This window comes from Pseudomonas sp. GL-B-19 (genome assembly GCF_019956415.1).
Classification (GTDB): Bacteria; Pseudomonadota; Gammaproteobacteria; order Pseudomonadales; family Pseudomonadaceae; genus Aquipseudomonas.
The window spans coordinates 61,341-74,527 of sequence record NZ_JAHBDK010000064.1 but is presented as its reverse complement, the minus strand read 5'-3'; the positions used below and the strand labels follow the sequence as shown (position 1 = coordinate 74,527).

The following is a 13,187-nucleotide window of genomic DNA, read 5'->3' as shown; positions in this document are numbered from 1 at the left end:
ACTTCAAGCGCGGGCCGTTCCCTGTTTATCTGAACCCTGATGCCTCATTCATTCTTTGCCCTGGATGTCCAAAAGCCTTGATTCGTCTGCTGAAATTTTTCGGTTGGTCCATCGTCGCCGTTTTCTGTGGACTGCTCCTTGGTCTGAGCGGCGCCTTTCTCTACCTTAGTCCCGGATTACCCTCCGTGGAGGCGCTGAGAAGCATCCAGTTGCAGATTCCTTTGCGGGTCTACAGCAGCGATGACAAGTTGATCGCAGAGTTTGGCGAAATGCGCCGTACTCCGATCCGTTTCGCCGACATTCCCCCCAATTTCATTAATGCGTTACTAAGTGCTGAAGACGACAATTTCGCCAACCACTATGGCGTCGATCCCAGCAGCCTGATGCGTGCCGCCACCCAATTGGTCAAAAGCGGACACATTCAGTCCGGTGGCAGCACCATCACCATGCAGGTGGCGAAGAACTTCTTCCTGACCAGCGAACGCAGCTTCTCGCGCAAAACCACCGAAATCCTCCTGGCCTTGCAGATCGAACGGCAGCTGACCAAGGACGAGATCCTTGAGCTGTACGTCAACAAGATCTACCTGGGCAACCGCGCCTACGGTATCGAGGCGGCAGCGCAGGTCTATTACGGCAAATCGATTCGTGATGTCAGCCTCGCCCAGATGGCGATGATCGCCGGCTTGCCCAAAGCCCCTTCGCGCTTCAATCCGCTGGCCAACCCGGCCCGCAGCAAAGAGCGCCGCGACTGGATTCTGGGGCGCATGTACAAGCTGGGAAAAATCACCGAAGCCGACTACACCACGGCGATCAACGAACCGCTGAACGCCAGCTATCACGTACCGACACCGGAAGTGAATGCACCGTACATCGCCGAAATGGCCCGGGCTGAAATGGTCGGCCGCTACGGCAGCGACGCCTACACCGAAGGTTTTCGCGTAACCACGACCGTGCCGAGCAATCTGCAGGAAATGGCCAACACCGCAGTTCACGATGGTTTGATCACGTATGACCAGCGCCATGGCTATCGCGGCCCCGAGTCGCGCCTGCCGGGCAAGACCCGTGAGGCCTGGGCAACCGAGCTGACCAAGCAACGCACCATCAACGGCCTTGAACCCGCCATTGTCACTCAGGTCGACAAAAACGGCCTGCAAGTGATGACCCGCACCGGTGAAGGACACGTCAGCTGGGACAGCATGAAGTGGGCACGGCCGTTCCTGAACACCAACAGCATGGGGCCCAATCCGAAGCAGCCGTCGGATGTGGCTCAGGTCGGTGACTTGATTCGCGTGCAGCGTCAGCCAGACAACTCGCTGAAATTCAGCCAAATCCCGCAGGCACAAGGCGCACTGGTTTCACTGGATCCGCAGAACGGCGCCATTCGTGCGCTGGTCGGCGGTTTCGCCTTCGAACAGAGCAACTACAACCGCGCCATGCAGGCCAAGCGCCAGCCAGGCTCGAGCTTCAAGCCGTTCGTCTACAGCGCCGCACTGGATAGCGGCTACACCGCCTCCAGCCTGGTGAACGACGCGCCGATCGTGTTTGTCGACGAATACCTGGACAAGGTCTGGCGTCCGAAGAACGACACCAACACCTTCCTCGGCCCGATTCGTCTGCGTGAGGCGTTGTACAAGTCGCGTAACCTGGTGTCGATCCGCTTGCTGCAAGCGATGGGCGTCGGCAAGACCATCGACTACATCACCCGCTTCGGCTTCAACAAGCAGGACCTGCCGCCCAACCTGTCGCTGGCGCTGGGCACCGCGACCCTGACACCGATGGAAATTGCCACCGGCTGGAGCGCCTTCGCCAACGGCGGCTACAAGATCACCCCGTACATCATCGACAAGATCGAAAGCCGTAACGGCGACACGCTGTTCGTCGCCAACCCGCCGAGCGTTCCTCAGGGCGACGTAGCGACCAGCGGCATTGCTGTGCCGGCCGCACAGTCATTTACAGTCAACGCGACCCCGGCCGAGGCACCCGCCGCGCCGGGTATTGCACCGCCAACGCCAGCCGTTGCCGAGCGCATCATCGATGGCCGCACGACCTACATCCTCAACAGCATGCTGGAGGATGTGATCAAGCTCGGCACCGGCCGTCGCGCTCTGGCTCTGGGACGTAGCGACATCGCGGGCAAGACCGGTACGACCAACGAATCCAAGGATGCGTGGTTCTCCGGCTATAACGCCGATTATGTGACCACCGTCTGGACCGGTTTCGACCAGCCGGAAAGCCTGGGTCGCAAGGAGTTCGGCGGTACCGTCGCGCTGCCGATCTGGATGAACTACATGGCTGCGGCCCTTAAAGACAAGCCGCCGCATACGCAACCAGAGCCCGAAGGCATCCTGAGCCTGCGGGTCGACCCGGTCAGTGGTCGTGCCGCCAGCCCAGGCACGCCAGGCGCGTACTTCGAACTGTTCAAGGCCGAAGACACGCCACCATCGGCGGATGAACTGGGTAACGGCAGTGCGCCGGGCAGCCCGCTGCCAGCGGATGAAGCGGCGCCGATCGATTTGTTCTGATCGCGTAGCGCAACGCAAAAGCCCCGCCTTCGGAAGAAGAGCGGGGCTTTTTTGTGCCTGCAATCTCTACAATGTCTGTGATGGCCTCTTCGCGAGCAGGCTCGCTCCCACAGTGGATTGGGGTGTACTCCAGATTCATGTACTCATCGGACAAATGTGGGAGCGAGCCTGCTCGCGAAGAGGCCATCACAGTCACCCACAAACTTGCGGACATAAAAAAGCCCCGACTCAATAAGAGCCGGGGCTTTTGGGTTGAAGCGCTACAACGGCTTAGCCGTTGAACACGTCATCCACGCTTTTCAGCGGGTAGTTCTTCGGATACGGCAGGGTCGCTACGCCGGTCTCGATAGCAGCCTTGGCCACGGCATCGGAGATCAGGGTGATCAGACGGGCATCCATTGGTTTCGGAATGATGTACTCACGGCCGAATTCCAGTTTGATGCCGCCGTAGGCGTCGCACACTTCCTGAGGCACTGGCAGTTTGGCCAGTTCACGCAGGGCGTTGGCCGCAGCCACTTTCATTTCTTCGTTGATGCGCTTGGCGCGAACGTCCAGGGCACCACGGAAGATGAACGGGAAGCCCAGTACGTTGTTCACCTGGTTCGGGTAGTCCGAACGGCCGGTGGCCATGATTACGTCGTCACGGGTGGCGTGAGCCAGTTCCGGGGAAATTTCCGGATCCGGGTTGGAGCACGCGAACACGATCGGGTTGGCCGCCATGGACTTCAGGCCTTCAGCGCTCAGCAGGTTCGGGCCGGACAGGCCAACGAACACGTCAGCACCGGTCAGCGCGTCAGCCAGGGTGCGTTTGTCGGTCGCGTGAGCGAAGACAGCCTTGTACTGGTTCAGGTCGTCACGGCCGGAGTGGATCACGCCGGTACGGTCAACCATGAAGATGTTTTCGATGTTGGCGCCCATGCTCACCAGCAATTTCATGCAGGAGATGGCGGCCGCACCGGCGCCCAGGCAGACGATCTTGGCGTCAGCGAGGGTTTTTCCAGCGATTTCCAGGGCGTTGATCATGCCGGCCGCGGTAACAATTGCGGTGCCGTGCTGGTCATCGTGGAATACCGGAATGTCGCACTGTTCGATCAGAGCGCGTTCGATCTCAAAGCACTCAGGTGCCTTGATGTCTTCCAGGTTGATGCCACCGAAGGTGATCGAGATGCGCTTGACGGTGTCGATGAAGGCTTGCGGGCTTTCGGAGTCGACTTCGATGTCGAAAACGTCGATGCCGGCGAAGCGCTTGAACAGCACGCCTTTACCTTCCATCACAGGCTTGGAAGCCAATGGGCCGAGGTTACCCAGGCCGAGAATCGCGGTGCCATCGGAAATGACTGCCACCAGGTTGCCCTTGCCGGTGTATTTGTAGGCCAGTTCAGGATCGCGGGCGATTTCGCGTACTGGTTCGGCTACGCCGGGGCTGTAAGCCAGCGACAGGTCGCGGGCGGTAGCGGTGGCCTTGGTGAGCTCGACACTCAGCTTCCCTGGACGAGGATGGGCGTGATATTCGAGAGCGGCAGTTTTCAGATCAGACATTTTGGCATTCCGCTTTTACTGTGGGACAGACTGGTCAGCGAGGATACGCGCCTCGCAAAATCCCCACAAGACTGACCAGTCACCCCTGTCAAGCGCCCGGCCTTACGACTTTGGGCCAAGAGCCACGGAACACAAGGGATTGACTGTTCACAATCGACAACAAAAATGTCTACAATTCTTTCTTACTGCGCCGTCTGCAACATCGACGGATCGGTCAGAGGAAGAAGCCAGCGTGCCTGCCCGGATATCAATTCGCCGTGACGCGAACGATCCAGCACCCAGCCACGCGCCTCAATCTGCTTGCCCTTGAGCTTTTCCAGCGCAGAGACATCGAATTGTCCGAGCACATTGGGTGCAACGCGCAATACAACCGAGTCCTGCAACTCGATCCAAACCCCACCGCGATTGCGCTGAACATTGCTCACACGACCGCTGAGCACGGCGAAACCAGAAACGCTGATCTGCTCCGTTTTCAGTACAGGGGATTGCCGCCATACGCCAAGGCCGGCCTCCCGGGCGCTGCGTTCGGCGGCTTGCTGGCAACTGACCAAATCAACATTGGGTGCCACCGCTACTTGAAAACCCAAGCCTTCGGCAAGCATCTGCGCTTCGAGGTTGGCACCGTCAGCGCCATAGACATGGGCCAGCGTGCGACCGTAGCGATCCTTGTTTTCTTTACCCGGCAGCAAATCGACGCGCCCATTGCTGGCCGCCACCAGCGCTTCAAGACGTTTGCGCGCGATCACGGCAAACGGCTCGTCGGAACGGCCCTGCTTGGCCAGTTCCGGCGTATTCAAGCCAATCATGCGCACACTGCGGCCATCGCTCAGGCGCAAGGTGTCGCCATCCACCACCCGCTGCACCGTAACCGATGTCAGCCCGCTTGGCGTCGGGCAGAAGGCCTGGGCGCCGGTCAGCCAAATCGCAGACACAAAAAAGGCGCCCGCAAGGGACGCCTTTTTCAACAGCAAGGAAAAGCCCATCGGGCCCTTCAACCTTACTCTGCAGCAGCTGGAGCTTTCTTGCCGAAAGCGCCGAAACGGTCTGCGAAGCGCTGTACACGACCGCCAGTATCCAGAGTCTTCTGCTTACCGGTGTAGAACGGGTGGCACTCGTTGCATACGTCGATCGCCAGAGGCTTGGCCAGGTTCGAACGAGTTTCGAACTTGTTGCCACAGCTGCAGGTAACTGCGGTGATTTCGTATGTTGGATGGATATCGGCTTTCATGATGATTCCTCAGGCTAGCGTGCCGCCACTCAACACTATTGTTGAATACCGCACGTAATTAGGCCGCGGATTCTACCAGACATCGCCAATCACGCAAGCTGTCCCTCAAACCAGTCGTCTGCTAGGCTCCCGACCCAATACGCGATCCCCTGTAGGAGTGAGCCTGCTCGCGATAGCGATCTGTCATTCAACGTTTATGTCGTCTGAAACACCGCTATCGCGAGCAGGCTCACTTCTACAAGGTTATGTGCCTGATCCTTTTTACCGCCTGCTGATCGAGATCCCCCCGCGTGCCCGACGCCATTTTGCGCCTCGCCCTGCCTTCGCCCCTGCGCCGCCTGTTCGATTACCGTGCCCCGGCCGGGATCCTGCGCGCCCAGTTGCATCCCGGCATGCGCCTGCGGGTGCCGTTCGGACGACGGGAAATGATCGGGATTCTGGTGGAGGTCACCGATACCAGCGAAGTGCCGGTGGAAAAGCTCAAACCTGCGCTGGCCCTGCTCGACGCCACGCCACCGCTGCCACCGGCGCTGTTCAAGCTGTGCCTGTGGACCTCCCAGTATTACCAACACAGCCTCGGCGATACCTTGAGTTGGGCGCTACCGGTGTTGCTGCGTCAGGGCGAACTGGCTGAAGCGCGCCAGGAACGCTTCTGGTCTGCCGCGCCGGGCGCCAGCCTGGATGATCCGCGCATTGCCCGCGCACCGCGCCAGCGCGAAGCATTGGCGACGCTGGCCCAACATCCCCACGGCGTTGCTCATCAATTGCTGAGCAAGCTGATGTTGAGCAAAGACAGCCTGGATTTGTTGCTGGCCAAAGACCTGGTGCAGGTAGAAATCCGCAAACACGCCCCCGGCGCGCGTCACGAGCACTGGCTGGCGCAACCGGAATTACCGCTGAACCCGGAGCAGCGCGCGGCGTATGAAGCCATCCGCGCCGGGTTCGACAGTTATCACGCGTTTTTGCTGGCCGGCGTCACCGGCAGCGGCAAGACCGAAGTCTATTTACAGCTGATCCGCGAAACTCTTGAGGCTGGCAAACAAGCGCTGGTGCTGATCCCGGAGATAAACCTCGGCCCGCAAACCCTGGCGCGCTTCGAACAGCGCTTCAATGCGCGCATCGCCTTGATCCACTCGGCGGTCAATGATCGCGAACGCCTCGAAGCCTGGCTCGCCGCTCGGGACGGTGACGCCGACATTATTATCGGCACCCGCTCGGCGCTGTTCACGCCGATGAAAAACCCCGGCCTGATCATCATCGACGAAGAGCACGACGGCTCCTATAAACAGCAGGAAGGTTTGCGCTATCACGCCCGAGACCTTGCATTGGTCCGTGCCCGACAGGAAAACATCCCGATTGTCCTCGGGTCCGCCACGCCCTCATTGGAAAGCCTGCACAACGCCTACACCGGCCGTTATGGCCTCCTACGGCTGAACGAGCGGGCGGGTGGCGCAAAGCAACCGCGCTTCCTGCGCCTGGATGTAAAAAGTCGCCCGCTGGACAGCGGTATTTCCGGGCCGATGCAGCAAGCCATCGGCCAAACACTGGCCGCCGGCCAGCAAGTCTTGGTTTTCCTCAACCGTCGCGGCTTTGCGCCGACACTGCTGTGTCACGACTGCGGCTGGATGTCTGAATGTCAGCGCTGCGATGCGCGGATGACTGTGCACCAGCGCTCCGGCGAGCTGCGTTGCCACCATTGCGGCTACGTCGAACGCGTACCCCGGCGCTGCCCGAAATGCAGCAAAGTCGATTTGCGGCCCGTGGGCGCCGGCACCGAGCGCGCCGAGGAACGGCTGGCGATTTTATTCCCGGACGTCCCGGTGCTGAGGGTCGATCGTGACAGCACGTCGCGCAAGGACGCGATGAATCAGCTGTTCGCCACCATTCAAAAGGGCCAACCGTGCATATTGGTGGGCACGCAAATGCTTGCCAAAGGGCATCACTTCCCACGGGTGACGCTGGTGTCGATTCTCGACGCCGACGGCGGGCTGTTCTCCGGCGACTTCCGCGCCAGCGAGCGCATGGCGCAATTGATTGTTCAGGTCGCCGGTCGCGCCGGGCGAGCGGAAGAGCCGGGCAAAGTGATCATCCAGACGCACCTGGCGGACCATCCGCTGCTGGTGCAACTGACCGAGCAAGGGTATTTCGCTTTTGCCGAGCAAGCGTTGAGCGAACGCCGCTCCGCTGGATTACCGCCGTTTGCCCATTTGGCGCTGCTGCGCGCGGAAGCGCACAAACCGGGGCAAGCCGAAGGGTTTCTTGATGAAGCGTGCAGCGAGGCCGAGCGTTTATTGGCCGAGCAAGGCCTGACCGGAATCGAGCTGCTGGGGCCGGTGCCCGCGCCGATGGAGCGCCGCGCCGGACGTTATCGAGCACAGTTGTTGTTGCAGGCTACGGCACGGGCGCCACTGCATCGGTTGTTGAGCAGTTGGTTGCTGGTGTTGGAACAGATGCCGAGCGGACGGGCGGTGCGTTGGTCTCTTGATGTCGATCCGGTGGATTTGTATTGATTTTGAGATCGCTTTCGCGAGCAGGCTCGCTCCCACAGGGGTTCTGTGGCGCTCACGCGATCAATGTGGGAGCGAGCCTGCTCGCGAAGGCGGTCGATTTGTCACCACATATCCATAACCAGCCCGCTATAGTTGGCAAGCCCGTCTTCGCCACGGATAATGCCCAGTTTTTCCACCAGCGCATCGAAGCGCGTACCGCGCTTGCGGTCGAAAGAGACCACCATGAAAGACACCATTCGCCAGCTGATCCAACAAGCCATCACCCAACTCGTCAACGAAGGTGTGTTGCCTGAAGGCCTGTCGCCGGCGATCCAGGTGGAAAACTCCCGCGACAAGAAGAACGGCGACTTCGCCAGCAACATCGCCATGATGTTGGCCAAACCGGCCGGCATGAAGCCGCGTGACCTGGCGGAAAAAATTATCGCTGCGCTGCCGGCTGATGAAAACGTCAGCAAAACCGAAATCGCTGGTCCGGGCTTCCTGAACTTCTTCCAGAACACCCAGGCCCTGGCCACTCGCCTTGACGCCGCACTCGCCGACGAACAAATCGGCGTGCGCAAGGCCGGCCCGGTGCAGCGCACCGTGGTCGACCTGTCGGCGCCGAACCTCGCCAAAGAGATGCACGTCGGCCATTTGCGCTCGACCATCATCGGTGACGGTGTTGCGCGAGTACTGGAATTCCTCGGCGACGAAGTGATCCGTCAGAACCACGTGGGCGACTGGGGCACCCAGTTCGGCATGCTGATGGCGTACCTGCAGGAAAACCCGATCACCAGCGACGAGCTGTCGGACCTGGAAAACTTCTACCGTGCGGCCAAGCAGCGCTTCGACGAATCCGAAGAGTTTGCTGATCGCGCCCGTGGCCTGGTGGTCAAGCTGCAAGCCGGTGACGCGGATTGCCTGGCGCTGTGGACCAAGTTCAAAGACATTTCCCTGTCCCACTGCCAGAAAATCTACGAACTGCTGAACGTCAAACTGACCATGGCCGACGTGATGGGCGAAAGCGCCTACAACGACGACCTGATCAACGTGGTCAACGACCTCAAGGCCGCCGGCATGCTGGTCGAGAGCAATGGCGCCCAGTGCGTGTTCCTCGACGAATTCAAGAACGCCGACGGCGACCCGCTGCCGGTGATCATCGTCAAGGCTGACGGCGGCTACCTCTACGCCACCACCGACCTGGCGGCCGTGCGTTATCGCAGCGGCAAGCTCAAGGCTGATCGCGCGCTGTACTTCGTCGACCAGCGTCAGGCCCTGCACTTCCAGCAAGTGTTCGCCGTGGCGCGCAAGGCCGGTTTCGTGACCCATCCGATGGAAATGGAACACATGGGCTTCGGCACCATGAACGGTAAAGATGGCCGTCCATTCAAGACCCGCGATGGCGGCACCGTGAAGCTGATCGACCTGCTGACCGAAGCACAGGAACGCGCCTACACCCTGGTGAAGGACAAGAACCCGGAGCTTGCCGATGACGAGCTGCGCAACATCGCCAAGGTGGTGGGCATTGGCGCGGTGAAATACGCCGACCTGTCCAAGCACCGCACCAGCGACTACAGCTTCAACTTCGACCTGATGCTGAACTTCGAAGGCAACACCGCACCGTACCTGCTGTACGCCTACACCCGCGTCGCCGGCGTGTTCCGCAAACTGGGCAAGGACTTCACAGAAGTCGAAGGCCAGATCGTGCTGGAAGCCGCCCACGAACACGAACTGGCTGCCAAACTGGCGCAGTTTGGCGAAATACTGAACAACGTGTCCGACAAAGGCACGCCGCATATCCTCTGCACTTACCTGTACGATGTGGCCGGCCTGTTCTCCAGCTTCTACGAGAACTGCCCGATCCTCAGCGCTGACACTCCGGCGCAAATGCAGAGCCGTCTGCGCCTCGCCGCACTGACCGGCCGCACTCTCAAGCAAGGCCTGGAACTCTTGGGTCTGGAAACTCTGGAGCGTATGTAAGTTGGCTGCCAAGAAAAAACCTGCACCCAAGCGTGGCGCCAGCCGTTACCAAGCCCCTGCAAAACAGCCGATTCCGGGCTGGCTGTGGATGGCCATCGGCCTGACGGTCGGCGCGTTCATCGTCTTCCTGATGAAACTGGAACCCGGCAAAGGCAGCGACACGGTCAAGCGCGAGAAGGTGGAGCAGCAACAGAAAGCCACCAAGATCGCCGAGGCCAACAAGACCCCGCCGAGCCCGACGCAACCGGTGAAGCCGAAGTACGACTTCTATACCCTGCTGCCGGAATCGGAAGTGATCGTGCCGCCGGATGCCGTGCCGGAGAAAACCCTGCCGACGCCGCAAGTGCCGGCGATTCCGACCACGCCGGTGACGCCTGCGGAAGCGGCGAAGATCGATACAGCGCGGGCTCAGGCTGCACTGGCCGGGATTACACCGCCGCCAGCGCCACCGGTGTCAAAAGCAGCGCCAGTGACCAAGTTCTTCCTGCAGGCTGGTTCGTTCCGCAAACAAACTGACGCAGACAAGGTTCGGGCGCAGATCATTCTGCTGGGTCAGTCGGTGGCGGTTGAGTCCGGCACGGTAAAGGATGAGACCTGGTATCGCGTTTTGGTCGGGCCGTTCAGCAACCGCGAACAACTGACCACGGCTCAGAAACAACTGGCCGGCGCAGGGTTTAGCAACCTGTTGTTACAACAACGCCAGAGCCGCTGATCCCGTCAGTGATACCGCATCATCGTTCATCGCTGGCAAGCCAGCTCCTACAGAATATTCGTCAATCCCTGTAGGAGCCGGCTTGCCGGCGAAGGCGCCCTTCCCGACAAAACATCCATCACCCGCTGCCAACCGCTCGTCCCTCGCCTCACCCCACAGTTGAAATACGCTCCACCACCCCCATATGAGTTGGCATAAGGCATTTTCGCCCCGCTGCGTGGAGACTCTCCCTTGACCACCATCGTTTCAGTTCGCCGCCACGGCAAAGTCGTCATGGGCGGCGACGGCCAGGTTTCTCTCGGCAATACCGTGATGAAAGGCAACGCGAAGAAAGTTCGCCGCCTGTACCACGGCCAGGTTATCGCCGGTTTTGCCGGGGCCACGGCTGACGCCTTCACCCTCTTCGAACGTTTCGAAGGCCAGCTTGAGAAACACCAAGGTCACCTGGTTCGCGCCGCCGTCGAACTCGCCAAAGAATGGCGCACCGACCGCTCCCTCAGCCGTCTCGAAGCCATGCTCGCAGTCGCCAACAAAGACGCCTCCCTGATCATTACCGGCAATGGCGATGTGGTTGAGCCTGAAGAAGGCCTGATCGCCATGGGTTCCGGCGGCGGTTATGCCCAGGCCGCTGCCAGCGCACTGCTGAAGAAGACCGATCTGTCGGCCCGGGAAATCGTCGAAACCGCTCTCGGCATCGCCGCCGACATCTGCGTATTCACCAATCACACCCAGACCATTGAGGAGCAGGACTGCGCCGAGTAAGCCCGTGTTGGCCATTGCGCCACGGCTCATTCTTGCTTGAGGTCCGCTAAATACTATGTCCATGACTCCCCGTGAAATCGTCCACGAACTCAACCGCCATATCATCGGCCAGGACGATGCCAAGCGCGCCGTCGCCATCGCGTTGCGTAACCGCTGGCGCCGGATGCAGCTGCCTGAAGAGCTGCGCGTTGAAGTAACCCCAAAGAACATCCTGATGATCGGCCCGACCGGTGTCGGTAAAACCGAGATCGCCCGTCGCCTGGCCAAACTCGCCAACGCGCCGTTCATCAAAGTCGAAGCGACCAAGTTCACCGAAGTCGGCTATGTGGGCCGCGACGTTGAATCGATCATTCGTGACCTGGCTGACGCTGCGATCAAATTGCTGCGCGAACAGGAAATCACCAAGGTGCGCCACCGCGCCGAAGATGCCGCTGAAGAGCGCATCCTTGACGCCCTGCTGCCACCGGCACGCATGGGTTTCAGCAACGAAGACGCTGCACCGTCGGCTGATTCCAACACCCGCCAGCTGTTCCGCAAGCGCCTGCGCGAAGGTCAGCTGGACGACAAGGAGATCGAAATCGAAGTCGCCGAAATGGCCGGCGTCGACATCTCTGCGCCACCGGGCATGGAAGAAATGACCAACCAGTTGCAGAGCCTCTTCGCCAACATGGGCAAGGGCAAGAAGAAAAGCCGCAAGCTCAAGGTCAAGGAAGCGCTGAAACTGGTGCGTGACGAAGAAGCCGGTCGCCTGGTCAACGAAGAAGAGTTGAAAGCCAAGGCACTGGAAGCGGTCGAGCAGCACGGCATCGTGTTCATCGACGAAATCGACAAGGTGGCCAAGCGCGGTAATTCCGGTGGCGTCGATGTGTCCCGTGAAGGCGTACAGCGTGACTTGCTGCCGCTGATCGAAGGCTGCACCGTCAACACCAAGCTGGGCATGGTCAAGACCGACCACATCCTGTTCATTGCTTCCGGTGCGTTCCACCTGAGCAAGCCGAGCGACCTGGTGCCTGAGCTGCAAGGCCGCTTGCCGATTCGTGTCGAACTCAAGGCGCTGACACCGGAAGATTTCGAGCGCATTCTCAGCGAGCCGCATGCATCGCTCACCGAGCAATACTGTGCCCTGCTGAAAACCGAAGGCCTGGGCATCGAGTTCCAGCCGAGCGGCATCAAGCGCATTGCCGAGATCGCCTGGCAGGTCAACGAGAAGACCGAGAACATCGGTGCCCGTCGCCTGCACACCTTGCTTGAGCGCTTGCTTGAAGAGGTGTCGTTCAGCGCCGGTGATCTGGCCAGCGCCCATGACGGCAAGGTGATCATGATCGACGCCGACTACGTCAACAGCCATTTGGGCGAATTGGCGCAGAACGAAGACCTGTCCCGTTATATCCTGTAAGCCATACTTACAGTGGTCGAGAACCTGTGGGAGCGAGCCTGCTCGCGATAGCGGTGTGACATTCAAAGGATATGTTGAATGTTATGACCTCATCGCGAGCAGGCTCGCTCCCACAAGGCTCTACACAGGCGGACATCCAACATGACCCAACTCCCCACCGACATCAAACTGCACAAAGCCTCGAAAACCCTGTCGCTGAAATACGCGTCCGGCGAGGAATATCACCTGCCCGCCGAGTTCCTGCGCGTGCACTCTCCCTCCGCCGAGGTCCAGGGCCACGGCAAACCCATCCTGCAATTTGGCAAGATCAACGTCGGCCTGTCCAAGGTAGAACCGGCCGGTCAGTACGCACTGAAATTGACCTTCGACGACGGCCACGACAGCGGCCTGTTCACCTGGGAATACCTTTACGAACTTGCGCGACGTTATGACGCACTCTGGGAAGACTATCTTGCCGAGCTCAAAGCCGCCGGAAAAACCCGCGATCCGAACGAATCCATCGTCAAGCTGATGCTCTAAATCGGCCCTTTTGCTCTTTAGAAGGCATTTTCTAATTTCA

The 13,187-nt window shown here is 60.0% G+C and carries 11 protein-coding genes; 7 read left to right on the top strand and 4 right to left on the bottom strand.

The window, feature by feature from the left end; genetic code table 11:
• Nucleotides 1–80: 80 nt before the first annotated feature.
• On the top strand, nucleotides 81–2,522 hold the full coding sequence (locus tag KGB06_RS23355) for a penicillin-binding protein 1A (protein ID WP_411741870.1): 2,442 nt from the start codon (nucleotides 81–83) through the stop codon (nucleotides 2,520–2,522).
• Between the two features lie 270 nt (nucleotides 2,523–2,792).
• On the opposite strand, the gene KGB06_RS23350 is transcribed toward KGB06_RS23355, so the two are convergent.
• From KGB06_RS23350 to rpmE, 3 genes are all read right to left on the bottom strand, one after another.
• Nucleotides 2,793–4,061, bottom strand: a complete 1,269-nt coding sequence (locus tag KGB06_RS23350; protein ID WP_046031175.1) for a malic enzyme-like NAD(P)-binding protein — start codon at nucleotides 4,059–4,061, stop codon at nucleotides 2,793–2,795.
• Nucleotides 4,062–4,243: 182 nt separating this feature from the next.
• Complete coding sequence (locus tag KGB06_RS23345) at nucleotides 4,244–5,044, bottom strand: thermonuclease family protein (protein ID WP_223519944.1); 801 nt, start codon at nucleotides 5,042–5,044, stop codon at nucleotides 4,244–4,246.
• Nucleotides 5,045–5,058: 14 nt separating this feature from the next.
• Entirely contained in the window at nucleotides 5,059–5,289 is a 231-nt protein-coding gene (gene rpmE / locus KGB06_RS23340) for a 50S ribosomal protein L31 (protein WP_007899231.1), read from the bottom strand.
• A 290-nt stretch (nucleotides 5,290–5,579) separates the two neighbouring features.
• Between rpmE and KGB06_RS23335 the strand changes: the two genes are divergently transcribed.
• The gene (locus KGB06_RS23335) at nucleotides 5,580–7,799 is read left to right on the top strand and encodes a primosomal protein N' (RefSeq protein ID WP_223519942.1); all 2,220 of its coding nucleotides are present in this window, start codon (nucleotides 5,580–5,582) and stop codon (nucleotides 7,797–7,799) included.
• A 101-nt stretch (nucleotides 7,800–7,900) separates the two neighbouring features.
• Here KGB06_RS23335 and KGB06_RS29920 read toward each other — a convergent pair whose 3' ends face one another.
• Nucleotides 7,901–8,023, bottom strand: a complete 123-nt coding sequence (locus tag KGB06_RS29920; protein ID WP_263288380.1) for a hypothetical protein — start codon at nucleotides 8,021–8,023, stop codon at nucleotides 7,901–7,903.
• Here KGB06_RS29920 and argS point away from each other — a divergent pair.
• From argS to KGB06_RS23310, 5 genes are all read left to right on the top strand, one after another.
• Complete coding sequence (argS, locus tag KGB06_RS23330) at nucleotides 8,022–9,758, top strand: arginine--tRNA ligase (protein WP_223519940.1); 1,737 nt, start codon at nucleotides 8,022–8,024, stop codon at nucleotides 9,756–9,758. The genes KGB06_RS29920 and argS overlap by 2 nt on opposite strands.
• Before the next feature lies 1 nt (nucleotide 9,759).
• Nucleotides 9,760–10,470 (top strand): SPOR domain-containing protein, encoded by a 711-nt coding sequence (locus KGB06_RS23325; RefSeq protein ID WP_223519938.1) that lies wholly within the window; start codon nucleotides 9,760–9,762, stop codon nucleotides 10,468–10,470.
• 231 nt (nucleotides 10,471–10,701) lie between these two features.
• The gene (hslV, locus tag KGB06_RS23320) at nucleotides 10,702–11,232 is read left to right on the top strand and encodes an ATP-dependent protease subunit HslV (protein ID WP_046031180.1); all 531 of its coding nucleotides are present in this window, start codon (nucleotides 10,702–10,704) and stop codon (nucleotides 11,230–11,232) included.
• Between the two features lie 55 nt (nucleotides 11,233–11,287).
• A complete protein-coding gene (gene hslU, locus KGB06_RS23315) occupies nucleotides 11,288–12,628 on the top strand; it encodes an ATP-dependent protease ATPase subunit HslU (RefSeq protein WP_223519936.1) in 1,341 nt (446 codons plus the stop codon).
• A gap of 141 nt (nucleotides 12,629–12,769) precedes the next feature.
• On the top strand, nucleotides 12,770–13,147 hold the full coding sequence (locus tag KGB06_RS23310) for a gamma-butyrobetaine hydroxylase-like domain-containing protein (RefSeq protein WP_223519934.1): 378 nt from the start codon (nucleotides 12,770–12,772) through the stop codon (nucleotides 13,145–13,147).
• Nucleotides 13,148–13,187: the final 40 nt, after the last annotated feature.